The organism is Shewanella sp. VK101, from assembly GCF_056497865.1.
In genome coordinates this window covers 4,520,875-4,538,922 of sequence record NZ_CM151402.1, presented here as the reverse complement: position 1 = coordinate 4,538,922, position 18,048 = coordinate 4,520,875, and the positions used below count along the sequence as shown (strand labels likewise).

17 protein-coding genes are annotated in these 18,048 nt (G+C 50.9%); 7 read left to right on the top strand and 10 right to left on the bottom strand.

The features are described 5' to 3' along the window. Nucleotides 1–2: 2 nt before the first annotated feature. Complete coding sequence (locus ACSHSR_RS20120) at nt 3–464, top strand: TlpA family protein disulfide reductase (RefSeq protein WP_096142479.1); 462 nt, start codon at nt 3–5, stop codon at nt 462–464. A 158-nt stretch (nt 465–622) separates the two neighbouring features. Here the strand turns inward: ACSHSR_RS20120 and ACSHSR_RS20115 are convergent, their stop codons facing one another. From ACSHSR_RS20115 to ACSHSR_RS20075, 9 genes are all read right to left on the bottom strand, one after another. Further along, the gene (locus ACSHSR_RS20115; protein WP_479631087.1) at nt 623–1,426 is read right to left on the bottom strand and encodes an alpha/beta hydrolase; all 804 of its coding nucleotides are present in this window, start codon (nt 1,424–1,426) and stop codon (nt 623–625) included. Beyond that, a complete protein-coding gene (locus ACSHSR_RS20110) occupies nt 1,413–1,565 on the bottom strand; it encodes a hypothetical protein (RefSeq protein WP_479631086.1) in 153 nt (50 codons plus the stop codon). Before ACSHSR_RS20110 ends, ACSHSR_RS20115 begins: the two co-directional genes overlap by 14 nt. A 25-nt stretch (nt 1,566–1,590) precedes the next feature. Next, nucleotides 1,591–2,181, bottom strand: coding sequence for a carnitine operon protein CaiE (gene caiE / locus ACSHSR_RS20105; RefSeq protein ID WP_479631085.1), 591 nt, complete (start codon nt 2,179–2,181; stop codon nt 1,591–1,593). Between the two features lie 65 nt (nt 2,182–2,246). Beyond that, the gene (gene caiD, locus ACSHSR_RS20100) at nt 2,247–3,032 is read right to left on the bottom strand and encodes a crotonobetainyl-CoA hydratase (RefSeq protein WP_025010097.1); all 786 of its coding nucleotides are present in this window, start codon (nt 3,030–3,032) and stop codon (nt 2,247–2,249) included. A gap of 239 nt (nt 3,033–3,271) precedes the next feature. After that, on the bottom strand, nt 3,272–4,828 hold the full coding sequence (gene caiC, locus ACSHSR_RS20095; protein WP_479631084.1) for a crotonobetaine/carnitine-CoA ligase: 1,557 nt from the start codon (nt 4,826–4,828) through the stop codon (nt 3,272–3,274). Between the two features lie 73 nt (nt 4,829–4,901). After that, nucleotides 4,902–6,128 (bottom strand): L-carnitine CoA-transferase, encoded by a 1,227-nt coding sequence (caiB, locus tag ACSHSR_RS20090; RefSeq protein ID WP_479631083.1) that lies wholly within the window; start codon nt 6,126–6,128, stop codon nt 4,902–4,904. A gap of 118 nt (nt 6,129–6,246) precedes the next feature. Next, a complete protein-coding gene (gene caiA, locus ACSHSR_RS20085) occupies nt 6,247–7,389 on the bottom strand; it encodes a crotonobetainyl-CoA dehydrogenase (RefSeq protein ID WP_025010094.1) in 1,143 nt (380 codons plus the stop codon). Between the two features lie 62 nt (nt 7,390–7,451). After that, the gene (gene caiT / locus ACSHSR_RS20080; RefSeq protein WP_025010093.1) at nt 7,452–8,972 is read right to left on the bottom strand and encodes an L-carnitine/gamma-butyrobetaine antiporter; all 1,521 of its coding nucleotides are present in this window, start codon (nt 8,970–8,972) and stop codon (nt 7,452–7,454) included. Nucleotides 8,973–9,099: 127 nt separating this feature from the next. Further along, entirely contained in the window at nt 9,100–10,206 is a 1,107-nt protein-coding gene (locus ACSHSR_RS20075) for a hypothetical protein (RefSeq protein WP_129586084.1), read from the bottom strand. A 533-nt stretch (nt 10,207–10,739) separates the two neighbouring features. Here ACSHSR_RS20075 and fixA point away from each other — a divergent pair. From fixA to ACSHSR_RS20050, 5 genes are all read left to right on the top strand, one after another. Further along, nucleotides 10,740–11,513, top strand: coding sequence for a putative electron transfer flavoprotein FixA (gene fixA / locus ACSHSR_RS20070; protein WP_479631082.1), 774 nt, complete (start codon nt 10,740–10,742; stop codon nt 11,511–11,513). A gap of 10 nt (nt 11,514–11,523) precedes the next feature. Next, on the top strand, nt 11,524–12,474 hold the full coding sequence (locus ACSHSR_RS20065) for an FAD-binding protein (protein WP_093983879.1): 951 nt from the start codon (nt 11,524–11,526) through the stop codon (nt 12,472–12,474). A gap of 60 nt (nt 12,475–12,534) precedes the next feature. Continuing rightward, nucleotides 12,535–13,827, top strand: coding sequence for an FAD-dependent oxidoreductase (locus ACSHSR_RS20060; RefSeq protein WP_479631081.1), 1,293 nt, complete (start codon nt 12,535–12,537; stop codon nt 13,825–13,827). Then, complete coding sequence (locus ACSHSR_RS20055; protein WP_025010089.1) at nt 13,824–14,111, top strand: 4Fe-4S dicluster domain-containing protein; 288 nt, start codon at nt 13,824–13,826, stop codon at nt 14,109–14,111. Before ACSHSR_RS20060 ends, ACSHSR_RS20055 begins: the two co-directional genes overlap by 4 nt. 357 nt (nt 14,112–14,468) lie before the next feature. After that, on the top strand, nt 14,469–15,788 hold the full coding sequence (locus tag ACSHSR_RS20050; protein ID WP_345845438.1) for an MFS transporter: 1,320 nt from the start codon (nt 14,469–14,471) through the stop codon (nt 15,786–15,788). A 75-nt stretch (nt 15,789–15,863) separates the two neighbouring features. Here ACSHSR_RS20050 and ACSHSR_RS20045 read toward each other — a convergent pair whose 3' ends face one another. Beyond that, nucleotides 15,864–16,511 carry an MBL fold metallo-hydrolase gene (locus tag ACSHSR_RS20045; RefSeq protein ID WP_025010088.1) on the bottom strand — a complete coding sequence of 216 codons (648 nt, stop codon included), beginning with the start codon at nt 16,509–16,511 and terminating at the stop codon, nt 15,864–15,866. Between the two features lie 348 nt (nt 16,512–16,859). On the opposite strand from ACSHSR_RS20045, the gene caiA (ACSHSR_RS20040) reads away from it, so the two are divergent. Further along, the gene (caiA, locus tag ACSHSR_RS20040) at nt 16,860–17,996 is read left to right on the top strand and encodes a crotonobetainyl-CoA dehydrogenase (RefSeq protein ID WP_028780099.1); all 1,137 of its coding nucleotides are present in this window, start codon (nt 16,860–16,862) and stop codon (nt 17,994–17,996) included. Nucleotides 17,997–18,048 lie beyond the last annotated feature (52 nt).

Genomic DNA, 18,048 nt, shown 5'->3' with positions numbered 1-18,048 from the left:
TTATGAAGCGCCTGGCCCTGGGATTATTGCTGCTGTGTGCCATGCCGTTGCAGGCCTCACAGCTGACCCGCGACTATCTGTTCCAGCCCCTTCGCGGGCAAGAGCAGCAGACGCTGGCACATCTCGAGGGCCAGAGTGCTGTGTTGATGTTCTTTGAGCCCGAGTGCCCCTGGTGTGTTAAGCAGGCGGCGGTGCTGAAAAAGTTACATCAGCTGTGCCCTGGTCATCTGCAGCCGGTGGCGCTCGGCGTCAATGGTAATCAACTCGCCCTGAAACGGGCGCTGTTCCGCCTCAACTTTCCGTTTGAGGCCTATAGAGCGCCACTGGAGTTGGTCAGAGACATGGGCGGCATTCCGGCAACCCCTATTTTGTTATTGCTGGACAGTAAGGGCAGGCTGATTAAGGGTTATCGTGGTTTGACCGGGGAAACAGAACTGCAGGCGCAGCTCTGTCCGGCGGCCTGAGTGAGCCAATTTCAAACCTGACCCCATCGAGATAAAAATGCCCGGCATCGAGCCGGGCATTTTGTTGTCAATCTTAAACCCCTCCCATGGAGGTGGTGATTTATGGTGGCTGTTTGGGTGCCCAATTTCAGGGGTGCCAAAATCAGGCGCTTGGGTTGTTAATCCTTGACCGTCAGCAACTCTCTTACTTGGGCGCCGACATCGCGCTGGAACTCATCGGCCTGATCGAACACTCCCAACATCTTGATAAAGCCGTGAATCGTGCCCGGGTAGCGCTGATAGTGCACGGCTACGCCGGAAGTCGCCAACTTGTCGGCGTACAGACGGCTGTCGTCGCACAGGGGGTCGCATTCGGCGCAGTAGAGTAAGGTAGTGGGCAGCTTGCTGTGGTCGGTTGCCAGCAAAGGGGAACAATAGGGATGAATGGCATCGGCCGGGCTACGTAGATAGTGGTTCCAGTAGTACTTCATGCTGTCCTTGTGCAGCAAAAAACCTCTGGCGTATCTCTCCGCCGAGGCCGTGTGCCAGCCGTACTGCACCGGCGGGTAAACCAGCACCTGGCAGGCGAGATCCGCCGAGTCTTCATCGCGGCACCTCAATGCCACTGCAGCGGCGAGATTGGCACCGGCGCTGTCGCCGAAGATACCGATTCGCTTGGGATCCAGTCCCAGTCTCTCGGCGTGTTTGAATACCCACAGGGTCGCCGCGTAGCAGTCATCCATGGGGATGGGGAACTTGTGCTCCGGCGCCTTTTGATAATTGACGGCAATCACCACCACGCCGCAATTCTTGGCCAGTGCCCGGCTGAAAGGGTCGTTGATTTCTATGTTGGATACCATCCAGCCGCTGCCGTGAAAGTAGATCAGCGCCGGTTGGGGTTGTTCGCTGTGTTTGGGGCGGTAAATCCTAACCGGCAGGTCGGCGGTAGGGCCGGGAATAAATCTGTGTTCAACGGCGGCCATCTCTTCCGGTGGCCTGGCCGGGGGGAATATCGCTGTGTTCCTGATGACGACCGGCGTCGGGCGGCAGATCTTCATAGGGCGTGAAGCCTGCGGCATAGGTTTGCTGCAGGAAGGTTTCAACCTGGGGATTGAGTGGCATACGGGTACTCCATTCAGCAAGGGGATCAGGCCTTGTAGGTCACCTCTGTGACCCCTTTGAGCCTGGGACGGTTGGCTTCGGCTTGTGTCAGCGGCCTCACTTCCCGAAGGGAGTTGTGGCAGCGCGGCACCAGCGCCTGATATTCCAGGGTATTGAGGTGTTTCCAGTGCAGATCCTGCTCTGTGACATCGCGGATATATCGGGCGGGAGAGCCTGCCAGTAACTGCCGCGGTTGGCCTTTAAAGCCGGCTTTGATGAAGCTCATGGCGCCGACTATGGTGTCTGGCCCAATCTCGGCGCCATCCATGATCACGCTGTTCATGCCTATCAGGGCATTGCGGCCTATGATGCAGCCGTGCAGCACGGCGCCATGGCCGATATGGCCATCTTCGGCGACTATAGTGTCTTGATCGCAATAGCCGTGCATGATGCAGCCATCCTGCAGGTTGCTGCCGGCCTTGAGGATCAGCCGACCATAATCACCGCGAAGGGAAGCGTGAGGGCCAACGTAGACATTGGCGCCGACTATCACATCGCCTATCAGTACGGCACTGGGGTGAACAAAGGCGCTGGGGTCGACAACAGGGATCAGACCTTCAAATGCATAACAGGTCATGGTATTTATCCTGGTGGGTTGCAGGGGTGGGACATCCTTGTCCCGGTTGGCGTGCTTTCCTTAAATTATTTGCCTTTCCAGACAGGATCGCGTTTTTCGGCAAAGGCCTGTGGCCCTTCCAGCGCGTCTTCTGAATGCAATACGGAAGGATAGTGTTTCAGCTGGCCGCTGCGGATAAAGCGATAGGCTTCTTCCACCGGCATTTCGCTGGTGGTGCGATACACCTCTTTCAAGGCGGCGATGGCTAGAGGAGCACTCTGAGTGATCTCCTGCGCCAACTCTCGGGCGGTTTCCATCAGCTGGCTGTTGTCCACTACCCGGTTGACTATGCCCCAGCGCAGCGCTTCCTGGGCATCCATGCGGCGGCCGGTCATCATCATCTCGTTGACGATTGCAGGTGGGATCAGCTTGGGCAGGCGCAGCATGCCGCCGCTATCCGGTACTATGCCCAGTTTGGCTTCCGGCAGGGCGAAGCTGGCGTTGTCACTGCAGACTATCATGTCGGCGGCCAGGGCTAGCTCGAAGCCACCACCGAAGGCATAACCATTGACGGCGGCGATAACTGGCTTGTCCAGATCGAACAGCTCGGTCAGACCGGCAAAACCGCCTGGACCAAAGTCGGCATCCGGGGCTTCACCCTCGGCGGCGGCTTTCAGATCCCAGCCGGCAGAGAAGAAGCGCTCACCGGCCCCAGTGATAATTGCCACCCGCAGTTCCGGATCGTCACGGAAAGCGATAAAGGCTTCACCCATGGCAAAACTGGTCTTGGCATCTATGGCGTTGGCCTTGGGGCGATCCAGGGTGATTTCCAGAATATGGCCATTGCGGCGTATGTGTAACGATTCGTTCATGCTAATACTCCATCTGGATAAAAATTAAAATATCACTGAGTATGTGCGAAATACAGTTAACGCTTATCGCCAGCCTAAGGCCATAACTATTTATGGCTTAAGCAGATATTACCCAGCTACGACAATTTTGGTAATAAAGACATTACCAATTACTCTCTTGGTTTTTACGGTTTTCTTTTTAAGCCTTCGATATCTTGAAGGCTTAAAATTTAAATTCGGTTTATTGGTTTGGCTATTTATCAGCAAAGACTCTTCTTTTTTATTTTACCCGAGCAGGTTCTCGGTAAACTTTTTCTGATCTCAAGGAAAGAAGGTACCTTGAATTTAGCCATATGTTCTTCGCAATATTCGAAGAACTCCTCTTCGGTAATTGTCTGGTTTTCATGCAAGACAATAAAAGCCTTGATGGCTTGATCTCGAATAGAGTCTTTCACCCCAATAATGGCAACATCGGCAATTTTGGGGTGCTCTGAAATAATGTTTTCCAGTTCGACACAGGAGATATTTTCGCCGCAGCGTTTGATCATGTTGCAGCTGCGATCGATAAAATAGAAGAAACCTTCCTCATCGACGTAGCCTGAGTCACCCGTGTGCAGCCAACCGTCGGCGGAGAGTGTCTTGGCGGTCTCTTCCGGCAATTTGTAGTATTCACGAAACAGTGTCTTGCCCGGTTCGCCCTTGATGCAGATCTCCCCGGTTTCACCGGGAGGTAGTGGGCGCCCCTGTTGATCGCGGATCTCCACTTGATAACCCATGCCGACCCGGCCGATGGAGGGCCAGCGCCGCTTGTCACCTGGGCGGTCGCCTATGACGCCGACTATGGTCTCTGTCATGCCGTATGAGGTAAACAGGCGCACGTTAAAGCGCTCGACAAAGGCGTCTTTTTCCTGATCTGACAGGTTGAGGTAGAACAACACTTCACGCAGGCAATGCTGTTTCTCCCAAGGCATTTGCGGCTGCATCATCAGGGTGCGGATCATCAGCGGGATACACTCAGTGATAGTGGCACGATACTTACATATCTGACCCCAGAAGGCGCGGGCGCTGAATTTTTCCAGCATCACAAAGGTGGCTCCCGCCGAAAAGGCCGCCATGGCTGCGGTGCACTGGCAGTCGATATGATAGGCGGGCATGGGAGTCAGATAGATATCATCGTCCCTGAGGGCACATTGCCAGGCGGTGTAGTAACCGGCGAATCTGAGGTTGTAGTGGGTAATTACCACCCCCTTGGGACGGGAAGTGGTACCCGAGGTAAACAGGATTTCGGCGACATCGCTGCTGCTCAATGGCACTCTGTGTTGCAGTTCATCGGGTTGTGCCAGCCTTAGGCGGTGGAAATTGAGAATGCTGGCCGGTGCAGTGGCCGACTCGTCGGCTATCAGCAGTATCTGCTGTAGTGGAGAGCCGGGATCTTGCTGCAAACAGCTATAGAGTGATTGAAAATCGTTGCTGGTAACCACCAGAGAGATAGCGCACTTGTCCAGAATATAGGCGGTTTCTTCCTGCAGCAGATGGGTGTTTATCGGCACCATGATGGCGCCTATCTTGGCCAGACCGAACCAACAGAAGATGAATTCGGCACAGTTGTTGATATGCAGCGCCACCTTGTCGCCCTTGGCGACTCCCAGCGAATGAAACAGGTTGGCGGTGCGGTTGATCTCTTTATTGAGCCCGGCATAACTGTATTCCTGGGCCAGCCCTTGAAGGTTTTCGACGATAAGCGCCGTTTTCTCTCCATAGTTGAGGGCCAGATCATCCCAGGTCTGACGTAAATCTTGTCCAGCTATTATATCCATTTGACACCTTGCTCAATAAAACGGGTTATGCAGCGAAGGCCTGTAAATGCGGGCCTTCGCACGACTTCAGGAGTTATTTTTCTCCCTTGATTTTGGCCAGCCCTTTATTCACCAACTCCTGGATAGCGGCTTCGTCATAACCGATATCTTTGAGAATGGCGTCGGTATCCATGCCGTGGCTTGGCATGCCGCGCCAGATCTGGCCTGGGTTGTTTTTGAATTTGGGCATCACATTGGGACCCTTGCAGGTACGGCCGTCCATGGTTTGCCACTGGGTGATAGACTCACGGGCGATGTACTGAGGATTGGACTCAAGATCTTCGGCGCTGAGTACCTTGGCACAGGCAATTTTCAGCTCAGCGAAGCGCTCGCGCACCTGTTCTATGGTGCGTTGGCCTATGTAACGCTCCAGTGCATCTTCAATTTCCTGTCCATGTGGGCATTCGATGCGGTGGATAAGCTGGGTGCCTTCCGGTACCGCTGCCGTGTGCAGCAGGTGGCCAAGACCTATGTCTTTAAACAGCTCTTCAATCTGGGTGACGCCGACCATTTCCATCACTATGTAGCCGTCTTCACACTTGTACAGACCACAACCGGCATAGTAAGGGTCACGGCCCTTGTACTGGCGTGGTGCCATCTTGCCGCCGTTGAAGTAGTCCATCATGAAGTACTGGCCCATGCGTAACATAACTTCATACATAGCCACGTCGATACTTTCGCCAACACCCGTTTGCTGCGCCTTGTAAAGGGCTGCCAGCGCAGATGTGGTTACTGTCATACCTGAAAAATAATCAGCTGTATAAGGGAAGGCCGCCATGGGTTGGTCGACATCGCCGTTTTGCATCAGATAGCCGCTGAAGGCCTGGGCTATGGTGTTATACGCGGCCAGGTGAGTGTATTCCTCTGTGCCGTACTGACCAAATCCTGATAAGTGAGCGATAACTAACTTTTTGTTGCGTTCCCACAAGACTTCATCCGTGATGCCACGACGGGCGAAGGCCGGACCCTTGCTGGCTTCGATAAAGATGTCTGTGGTTTCCATCAGCTTGAGGAAGGCTTCGCGCCCTTCATCCTTGAAGATATTCAGCGACAAGGCATGCAGGTTACGGCGTGACAGCTCAGGATAGTTGGGTTGCACCCGGATAGTGTCTGTGTAAGCCACGTTTTCAATCCAGATAACTTCGGCGCCCCATTCGGCAAACAGCTGCCCGGCAAATGGGCCGGCAATCTCTATGCCGGAGAACACGACTCTGACACCCGAGAGAGGGCCAAATGTTGGCATAGCTAAATGATGTGACATGATCTGTTCCTTCTATCGATTCTTGGCATTGATGGCGCAGATTGTGCTGCGCCATACCGACCGGCCGGTTTCACCGGGAGCAGGGAGATAGGCGAACCCGGCCGGTACTCATGGGCAACTACCTGTTGCGATACTCTTTCAGCACAGCACGACCCAGAGTCAGGATCTGCATCTCGTCTGAACCGCCGGAAACTCGGTCTACCCGCAGATCGCGCCAGAAGCGGCTGATGCGGTGCTCACCGGCAATGGCGTAACCCCCGAAGACCTGCATGGCATGGTCAACTACCCGGAAGGCGGCATTGGCGCAGTAGTATTTACACATGGCTGCGTCACCTGAAGTCATGATGCCGTTGTCGGCTTTCCAGGCGGTGTGATAGATCATGTTGCGCATGTTGTTCAGCTCGATGGCCATATGGGCAAACTTCTCCTGGATCAGCTGGGTACGGCCGATGGCCTCGCCGAACTGTACCCTTTGGTTGGCGTACTTGGCGGCATCTTCGAAGGCGCAGTAAGCCGTGCCATAGTTGGTGCAGGCCACCAGGAAACGTTCGTCATCGAATTCTTCTTTCACCCGCAGGAAACCGTTGCCTTCGGTGCCGAAGAAGTCTTTCTCTTCCAGCTCAACATCGATGAATTGCACTTCGCAGCAGCTGTCCATCTTCAGGCCGAGTTTGGGAAGCTTGCTGACCTTGATGCCAGGTTTGGTCATGTCGACAAAGAACTCGGAGAACACAGGTTTCTCGGAAGCTGAGTCTTTGGCCATCACCACCAGGAAGGGGCAACCGGCGGCACTGGTGATAAAGCACTTGGTACCATTGAGGTAAATTTTGCCGTCGCGGCGGGTATAGGTGGTTTGCAGGCTGCCAACATCGGAACCGGCTGAAGGCTCGGTGATGGCGGAGTTCCACATCTGTTTGCCGGTACCCAGGAAAGCCATGATCTTGTCGATCTGCTCTTGGGTGCCGTGTTTCAGTACTGTGGTAAAGCCGGCCAGTTGGAACAGGACATAGGTGGGGGCACCGAGGCGGCCCAGCTCTTCCCAGATAACCGCCAGGGTCATCAGTCCGGCTTCGAAGCCACCAAACTCTTCCGGCAATAACAGACTATCTATGCCCATTTCTGCCAGTTCTTTTACAAATCTTTCTGGATATTGACTATTTTCGTCACACTCGGAGAAATATTGTTCCCAGTTTTCTCTCTCCATTAAGTCACGAACACCTTTAACAAATAATTCCTGCTCATCAGTTAAACGATAATCCATGAAAAGTCCCCTATATAAATACATTTGTTCAAAGTAAGGTGTGAGGTGAATCTATAATCCGATCAACTCTTCCAGTTATTTTTTCGTGAATCTTTCAAGAATGAGATAATGATCATTATGTTCACGAAAACGAGAGGCGCACCGCCGGCAATAATGGCTGTTTGCAGTGGTTTTAATCCGCCCAAAGCCAACAAAACAATACCGATAACACCGACCAATACAGACCAACCTACACGAACCCAAACCGGTGGTTCATTATCCGCATCAACCCCTTTACAGGTAGACATGGCCAAGGTGTAAGAACAGGCGTTAATTAATGTTACTGTTGCCAGGAAACACAGAATAAAGAACATCCACATGGTAATGGTGCTCATAGGTAAAGCGGCCCAGGTTTCAATAATGGCCCTGGCGGCACCATACTGTTCAATCAGGGCAGGCATATTGACGATATTTTCGTTCATCAAATTAAGTGTGTTACTGCCGAGTATGGTCCACAGCAACCAGGTAGAAGCTGTTAGACCACCTACCATGGCCAGACACAGCTGACGCACGGTTCTGCCGCGGGAGATCTTGGCCAGGAAGATACACATCTGGATACCGTAAACTACCCACCAGGCCCAGTAGAACACTGTCCAATCCTGAGGGAAGCTGCTGTCACTGACAGAGGCTGTGTAGAACAGCATGCGGCCCATGTTCATCAGCAATACCCCGATGGAATCGGTGAAGTAGTTCACTGTGAATGTGGTGGCACCAATGATGAGTACCCAGGCGAGGATGATGATGCTCAGGTAGCTGCGCAGGTCACTGGCAATCTTGATCCCTTTTTGCAGACCAAAGGCCACACAAATGGCGTTGAAGATGATCCAGGCTGAAATAATGGTGGCATCCACTTCTATGGTGCGCGGAATACCGAACAGATACTGAATACATTCGGTAACCAGAGGTGTCGCCAGACCCAGACTGGTACCCATGGCCAGGATCAGCGCGACGACATAGATGTTGTCTATTATGGTGCCTATGATGCCTTCACACTTCTTGCCCATGATGGGATAGAGGGTGCCGCTTGGGCGTACCACGTCCATCTTCTTCACGAACAGGAAGTAACCCAGAGCCACGGAGAAGAAGGCGTAACCGGCCCATGGCAGCGGTCCCCAGTGGAACAGACTGTAAGCCAGTCCAAGTTCTTTGGCCTGTACCGACAAAGGTTCCAGCTCAAATGGGGGATAGCTGACATAGTAGTAGATCTCCAACGAGCCCCAGAACAGCACTGCAGCTGAAGTACAGGAGGCAAACATCAGGAAGATCCAGCTTCCGGTACTGAATTCAGGTTCTTCATTACCGAGGCGGTTGTTGGCATAAGGACCAAACAGCAACCAGAGCCAGCCGGCCAACATGACTATCATGTACCATTCAAATGCCCAACCCCAGCTGTGGGTTAAGTAATGGAAGACTGCGCTGATTACTTCATTGGCGGCATCAAGGTCTCTCACAGTAAAGTAGGAGAGAAGGATCACTACCAATAGTGAAGGGAAAAATATCTTCGCTTCAATACCAGCCTTTTTGATCTTTTTATTTTCACTCATCAAAATTCTCCATACCCAAAAGTCTTTAACTGATTTTCAGGAAAGGTGAGCCCATGAGGTTTAATTAAAAACCCCAGATTAATAAAAAATGATTTGGGTTTGAGCTACTGGCTAAATAGCTCAGTTATTAAAACCAATACTGCAAGTGAATGTTGAATCGACCATTCCACTCCTTATCGCTGTCTTTCAGGCCCAGACTATTGTCACCCAACCACACAACGTTTTTGGCATGATAATAATCGACGTACACAAAGAATTGTTTGTAAGAAAGTGAGACCCCTGTGCTATTCAGTACTGAGTCGTCAAAGTTGGATTCATCTGGTGTCAAAATACTGAAGTCGTTGTAGAAGGTGAATTGGCCACCCCATTGGGTATCGACTACTTTTGACAGGTTGAATGTCATGATGTCGCCTTTGGCTGCTACTTCATAGAAGCCATTAACTGCACCAACACCAATTTTTGAAGTATCTATTTGACCATCATCATATTGATCAAAGTCATACTTCAAATATTGAAGTTGTACACCCCAGCCACGATATTTTGCATCCAGGTGTACGGCATAGTTGAGGTTGTCTCCTGATTCATCGGCCACCGGATTATAAAGTTGGCCGTATTCAACGGAGGCTCCCAAGAGCACCTGCCAGTTGTCATTTTCCCATCTGTAGCTTTCGCGCAAGCTGACAGTGTTGTATTCCTTGTTGTTATAGGTTGTGCCGTCTATGGTGCCCGAACCTATGGTACCAGCGAAGTTACGATAGTCGCTGCCCTTGTAGAGAGAGCTCTGGATGAAGGAAAAGTCTGTTTCGAAGTTATTGAATTTATGGTTGATATTGAATCCAACACCATAGTCATCTTCGAAGCCAAGGTAGTAGTTGAGACTGTACCACCAGTTATGGGAAGCAAAGTTCTTGTTACCGAATGCCTTGCTGACCACACCGAGCTGTAGGGTCAGATCTTCATTGGCATTCCAATAGGCATAACCGTTTTTAAGATAGTCGTAACCATCGGCAAAGCGATATTCGGCGACAAAACCATAGTTTTCAAAATCCTGGGAGAGTTTTATTCCCAAGGTGTTGAAATCGAAATCACCACCCGTAGCTTTTGAAGCGTCACTAAAATCTTTAATGCTGTAGTTCGCTCTTATTGAACCACTGATGTCCACCGCCAAACTTGGCGCACTAAGCGTTAATCCTAATAACATCAAGCTTAGATTTTTTAGCTTAAACTTATTCATTAACCACCCTCCGTTTTTAATTTGAACCGATTATGGTTTCGGTCATGAATAAAAAAACATTCCCGCATCACACTTTTGGTCAATGGATTGTTACCTTGCTCGAAAATGTGTGATGCAAATCAATAAAAACGGTAAAAATGAACCATTGAAGGTCGTTATATAATCAGGTTTTGTTTAATTTGGTTGGAAAATTTGATATTGCTCACAAAAAGTGGCTCAACAAACGAATTTGTTTGGTCTTAATTGAAAATAGCTTGTATTAATAAAATGACGCTGATGGATTGTGAGAGGTTTATTTAATTAATCTGATAATCAATTAAGCAACTCTAAATTTGGTTAAGGTGAACTAATCTATTATCCATATTGATATCTAAATGGGTGTGGACTTTTATTCCCTTTCGTTACCCAGGAGGGTGCGACTTTGTGTGATGCAAGCCTGAAATTTTATTAATTATGGGTTTCCGATCACCAATGTTGAGGAATGTAAACCAGTAGAGACGAATGTTTATAGTGATACTTAGACTGGAGATAAGATGAAGATCATTGCATGTTATAAGCTTGTCCCGGAAGAGCAGGATATCAAAGTCATTCCCAACCTTCCTGTAGATACAAGTAATGTAAACAAAAAGATAGGCCAATTCGATCTGTGTGCCGTTGAAGCTGCGGTACAAATCAAGGCAACCCAGAGCGATTGCAGCATTACGGCGTTGAGTATAGGCGCAGATGCACTGGCCGCCCCCAAAGCCTGCAAAGATATCCTCTCAAGAGGCCCGGACGCGCTGACCCTGGTTTGCGATCCCAAGCTGGAGCAGGCGCTGCCCCATCAAACTGCCCGAGTCTTGGCTGCTGCCGCCAAGCAGGAAGGGTTTGAGCTGATCCTCTGCGGTGACGGTTCGGGTGACCTCTACGCCCAGCAGGTAGGTTTGCTGCTTGGTGAATTGCTGCAAGTATCTTGCATCAATGGTGTCAGCAAAATTCTGGAAGTCGCCAACGGTATGGTCAGGGTTGAGCGCGAGCTGGACGACGAAGTTGAAGAGCTGGAGTTGTCGCTCCCTGCCGTGTTGGCTGTTTCTGCCGATATCAACGAACCTCAAATCCCTTCAATGAAAGCCATTCTGGCGGCGGGCAAAAAGCCGGTCAACAAGCTGGCTTATGCCGAACTGGCGCTGGAAGAGATCCCGCAGCTGGTGGAGCTGGTGTCTATTACTGCGCCTGAACAGAAGGCCCGCAAGCAGATCATTATCGAGGGTGATGATGAAGGCCAGGTTGCCGAGTTTGTCGGCCATATTGGCAATGTGTTGAATTGAGGGGGATGAAATGAACAAGCTAGCAAATGTTTGGGTTTTCAGCAGCGAGGCTGCTCGTCTGCCCGAAGTGATGGCCGCCGGTCTGCAACTGGGTGACAGTGTCTCTGTATTCGTCTTGGGTGGTGCCGATGAGGTTGCCAGGGCTGCAGCATTGGGCGCAAACAAGGTGTATCACCTGGGCGAGAAGGACTCAAGCCGCATAGTGGAAGAGTACGCCTTGACCATGGCCAAGGCGATTGAAGCCGAAGCGCAGGCGTCCCTGGTCTTGCTGCCAGCCAGCCGCCGCGGCAAGGCGTTGGCCGCCAAGCTGGGTGTGCGCCTGAGTGCCGGGGTTTTCAATGATGCCGCCGAACTCACAATCGATGGCGAAGGCCATGTCGGTGCCAAGCACCTGGTCTACGGTGGCCTGGCCATCGGCGCAGAGAAGATCACCTCTCAAATTGCTGTGGTGACCCTGGCCGCCGGCGCCTTCAAGGAGTTGCCAGCCGAAGAAGCGGGCCGCAGCGCCGAAACGATCACTCTGGAATTTGTTGCCCCAGCCAATGGCATTCGTTGCCTGGCACGTCGGCCAAAGGAAAAATCCAATATCGACCTGGGTAAGGCCAAGCGCGTTATCGGTGTGGGCAATGGCATAGGTTCGCAGGATAACCTGAAGCTGATTGAACAGCTGGCCGCCAAGGTTGGTGCCGAACTGGGCTGCAGCCGTCCGATTGCCGAAACTGAAAAGTGGATGGAGCGTGAGCGCTATATTGGGGTTTCAGGTGTGATGATCAAGCCTGATGTCTATATGGCCATAGGGATTTCCGGTCAGATCCAGCACATGGTTGGCGTCAACGACTCCCTGACCATTATTGCTGTCAACAAAGACAAGAATGCCCCCATCTTCCAGTATGCGGATTACGGCATTGTCGGTGATATCAACAAGATAGTTCCAGCCCTGCTGAACAGCTTCAAAGGCTAACTATCTGGCCCGGCTACCGGCTCAAGGGGCCGGTAGTCTCGAATTCAAGAGAGGATCAGCATGTCAGAAGATGCATTTGACGCAATCATAGTGGGAGGCGGGCTCGCCGGCTGCGTTGCTGCCTATGTCCTGGCCAGTCAGGGCGCCGATGTTCTGGTGATTGAACGCGGCAACTATGCCGGGGCCAAGAATATGACTGGCGGTAGACTCTACGCCCACAGCCTGGAAAATATTATGCCCGATTTTGCCAAACGGGCGCCGCTGGAGCGTAAGGTTACCAAGGAAAAAGTATCGTTTCTCACTGATGATACTGCAGTAACCCTGGACTATCACAACGGCCGTGGTCAGGAGCAGGTAGAGGAATCTTATACTCTGCTCAGGGGCACTTTCGATCAGTGGCTGGCCGAACAGGCCGAGGAAGCCGGGGCTCAGTTTATTACCGGTATTCGGGTTGAAAAAATCCTCAAGGAAGACGGTAAGGTCATAGGGGTGGAGGCCGATGGCGACTCACTGCTGGCCAAGACAGTGATTCTGGCTGAAGGGGTCAACCCTCTTCTGGGGGAACAGCTCGGCATGGTTAAGCCCAAGGTGCAATCCAGTGCCATGGCGGTCGGAGCCAAGGAGCTTATCGCCCTGTCAGAGCAGCAGATACGGGATCGCTTTAATGTCAGCGGTGATGAAGGCGTTGCCTGGCTGTTTGCCGGTTCACCCTCCAATGGTCTCTTGGGTGGGGGCTTCCTTTACACCAATAAAGACACTGTTTCTTTGGGGATTGTTTGTGGCTTGCACCACATAGAAACCTCTTCCAAGACAGTGCCGCAGATGTTGGAAGACTTCAAGAATCATCCGGCGATCAAGCCTTTGATTGAAGGCGGCAAGTTGCTTGAGTACTCAGGCCACGTGGTTCCCGAGGCCGGACTGAACATGCTGCCCAAGCTGGTGGATGACGGTGTCTTGATTGCCGGGGATGCGGCAGGCTTCTGTCTTAACGTGGGCTATACGGTTCGCGGAATGGACTTGGCTATCGCATCCGGTGAGGCCGCCGCCAGAGCCGTACTTGCCGCCAAGGCCAAGAATGACTTCAGTGCCGCCGGACTCGGTGCCTATCAAACACTGCTGGACAACAGCTTTATCATGAAAGATCTCAAGCTGTACCAGAAATTACCCGCCTTTATGGAGAACCCAAGGATCTTCAATCAGTATCCCAAGCTGGTCGCCGACATTATGCAGGAGATGTTCACCATAGATGGCAGCGCCTCGCAACCTCTGCGCAAGACCCTGATGAAGCATGCCAAAGAAGTGGGTTATATGAATCTGATTAAAGATGGTATTAAGGGGATGACAGCGATATGAGCGAGCCAGTCAATGTTGATGTGAAATTGGGGGTGAACAAGTTCTATGTTGATGAGGGACATCCACATATTGAGCTTGTTGAAAACCCGGATATCAATGAATTCCGTAAGTTGGTCAACGCCTGCCCAGCAGGACTCTATAAAATTCAGGACGACGGCAGCCTTAAATTTGACTCTGCAGGTTGTTTGGAATGTGGCACCTGTAAAATGCTTTGCGGTGAAACCATTATCAAGAAATGGGAATATCCCAGAGGTACATTCGGTATTGAATATCGTTATGGCTAGTGCCGCTTGAAAACCTTAAATCTGAATTTAAGTTAGTTTTCTAACGAGCTCGATTGTGCAAAATGAGAGCATACACTTTTAATGTTATTAGCCCTGTTGAATAAACAGATTTTGATAATGCTTAACTTGAAGCGCTGTGCTCTTATTTGTTTTAACTTTTAACCTGTTTAAAGATTTGTCTGCGACTTATGTAGTTTGCTAACTGTAACCGTTTTCTCACTTTTGAGCTTCAGATTTGTTTTAGTCCCATTTTTTATTCAGTATTTCTCGACTGAGAAATCAGGCTGAAGATTAATGGCACATTTTGTGAACGAATAAATCAACCATGTTTATTGGTTTAATATAAGAGATTAGCATATGAAAGCTAAAAAGTTCGATGAAATGGAGTTTACGCCATTACATAAGAAAATCATGTTTTGGGGCAGTGGTGGTCCTTTCCTCGACGGTTATATTCTGGTCATTATTGGCCTGGCGCTTGAGCAACTGATCCCTGAAATGCAGCTGGATGCCAACTGGATAGGCCTGGTTGGGGCATCTACCCTGGTGGGCCTATTTGTCGGTACCGCACTCTTTGGTTACATCGCCGACCTATTCGGTCGTAAGTTAATGTTTCTAATAGATATCATAGCGATAGCCGTGTTATCTGTCGCCACTATGTTCGTCTCATCGCCGATAGAGTTAGTGGTGATGCGCTTCCTTATCGGGGTAGTGATAGGGGCCGATTACCCCATTGCCACCTCCATGGTGGCCGAGTTTTCCCCAACCAAGAAGCGGGCCTTTACCATGGGCTTCATAGCCTTGATGTGGTATGTGGGCGCTACTGCGGCCAATGCGGTAGGTTATCTGCTTTATGACGTTGAAGGGGGCTGGCGCTGGATGCTCGGCAGTGGCCTGATACCTTGTCTGGTAATCCTGCTTGGGCGTTTCCATCTACCCGAGTCGCCACGCTGGCTGCTGCGCAAGGGCCGTATCGCCGAGTACAAACAAGTTATGCAACAGTACTTTGGCGGCAATATTCATATTGAAGCGGAAGAGAAGATCGATACCCAGTATCGTAAACTGTTCGAAAAACGCAACTTCACCATGATCATCTTTATCGGCACAATTTGGACCTGCCAGATCATTCCCATGTTTGCCATCTACACCTTTGGGCCGCAGATAGTCGGGGCCTTGGGTTTTTACGATGGCAAAGACTCGGCGCTTGGCAACATTATTATCAGTACCTTCTTTATCATAGGTTGTATTCCGGCCATGTATTGGCTGGATTCCATGGGCCGTCGACCACTGCTTATCATCAGCTTTGCCATGATGACCTTGTCGCTGGCCATGCTGGGACTGGTTTCCTCGCCTGGTATCTGGGTAGTGATTGCGGCCTTTGGCATGTACGCCTTCTGCTCCGGAGGCCCTGGGATCTTGCAGTGGCTCTACCCCAATGAGCTGTTCCCTACCGATATCCGCGCTTCGGCCGTGGGTGCCGTGATGTCTTTCAGCCGTATAGGCACCATACTCTCGACCTATGCCTTGCCTGTGTTTATGAACGCTTATGGCGTTTCCTGGACCATGATGGCCGGTGCCGGTATTTCACTGTTGGGCCTGGTGGTTTCCATCTTGCTGGCACCGGAAACCCGTGGCATGACCCTGGCGGACACCTGTGTTGCAGGATTTGTAAAGCACTGATTATAAAATACTAATCATCTTTCGCTAGTTATCAAATACTGAGAAATCGCCGCCTCATGGGAGGCGGCAATAGCTTCAACGGTCGGCGACATAAGGGTTGTGGCGCCGCTCTTCAGCAAAAGTGGACATGGGGCCATGACCGGGAATAAAGCAGGTATCTCCCCCCAGCGGCCAGAGTTTGTTCTTGATGGAATCCAGCAGCGCCGCGTGATTCCCGCCGGGAAAATCGCAGCGGCCTATGGAGTGCCTGAACAGCACATCGCCAACCCAGGCCAACTTGGCCGCTGGGGCAAAGAATACCAGGTGGCCTGGTGTATGGCCCGGGCAATGAATCACCTGAAGTTGTAACTCGCCGACCCAAATAGTGTCATCCTGCTCAAGAAAGCGGTCTGGATAAAAGACATCACAGTGGGGAAATTGATATAGACGACATTCCTCCGGCAACATATCAAACAGAAAAGTATCATCCTTATGAGGGCCGAGTATTTCGGCAGATGAACTCTTGGCCAATAATCTGGCCGCGCCGATATGATCGATATGGCCATGGGTCAGGAGTATCTTATCCAGCTCCAGTTTATTGTCTTCAATAAAACTTGTTATCTTCTCTACTTCACCACCTGGATCTATTACAGCAGCCTTGTTGCAACCATCTTGCCAAACAATACAGGCATTTTGTTTGTAATGAGTTACAGGAATAATTTTGAAGTTTACATTTTGAGTCATTTATATCTCCACAATTATATAACGATAAGTTGAGTTTACTTGTCGATGGATTCTATTGGTTGATATTGCTCAATAAATCAAAAATTATTTTCTGTGATTTTATATTTAAATTAATTAAATGGATTGTTTCAGGCTTTAAATTTATACCTTATTGTTCAATAATCTATTTCACTTGGATTATTGTGAAATGGCTCAAAGGGATTGCGGGCTAATTTCTATAATATTGACCATGTTCCAGCATTTCTATCTGGATTGACTCGAATATGCCTGGGGTTATACTGCCGTAGGTACCTGTCGCAGAGTTTAGACAGGCATCCTGCTTACTGATGAAAACTTGCTGAGGTATCGATGAACTATCGACTGACAAACGAACAAGAAGCATTTATTGCAGGAGTAAGAGACCTGATGTCACAGGAGGACTGGGAGCGCTATTTCTCCGCCTGCGACGACAACAATGAATATCCTGAACGTTTTGTCAAAGAGCTGGCCAAGCTGGGGCTGGACAGTTTGCTGCTTCCGGAAGAATACGGTGGCAGCGATGCCGGTCTGGTGACTCTGGCCTTGATCTGGGAAGAGTTGGGCCGTCTCGGTGCGCCAACCTATGTGCTTTATCAGATGGCGGGTTTTCCCACTATATTGCAGGAAGGCACCCAGGAGCAGATCGACAAGATCATGGCCTATATAGGTACCGGCAAACAGGTGTGGAACTCGGCGGTCACCGAGCCGGATGCCGGCTCGGATGTTCGCAGCCTACAGACCACTTATACCCGAAAGAAAGGCAAGGTCTACCTCAATGGCACCAAATGTTATATCACCAGTGCCGCCGAGACCCCTTACCTGGTGGTGATGGCCAAAGATTCCGCCAGCTTCGAACCAATTTTCTCCGAGTTTTTTGTCGATATGAGTAAACCGGGGATCTCTGTCAGCCACTTGCCCAAGCTGGGACTGAAGATGGACAGTTGCTGTGTGGTGGAGTTCGACAATGTAGAGCTGGAGGAAAAGGACTTTTTCGGTACCGAAGGCAACGGGTTTGCCAGGGTGAAGAAGGAGTTTGATCTGGAGCGTTTCCTCATTGCCTGCAGCAACTATGGTTGCGCCTATTGCGCCTTCGAAGATGCCGCCCGTTACGCCAACAAGCGGGTACAGTTTGACTTGCCGATCGCCAAGACACAGCTGATCCAGGAAAAGTTTGCCTATATGTCGGTGCAGCTCACCAACATGAAGAACATGATTTATCACACCGCCTGGAAGGCCGACAACGGCCAGATGACCCCGGGCGATGCCGCCAAGTGTAAGCTCTACTGCTCCAAGGCGGCCTTCGATGTGGTTGACAATGCCATGCAGGTGTTTGGCGGCCAGGGGATCACCGGCGAGCATCGCATCAGCCGTTTCTGGCGCGATCTGCGGGTCGATAGAGTTTCCGGCGGCTCGGAAGAGATGCAGGTGCTGACGCTGGGTCGGGAAGTGCTCCGGGAGTATGTCTAGTCTTTAGGTAAAGACAGATACCGCCCACAATGTGGCCGAGTTGGCCTTCCTG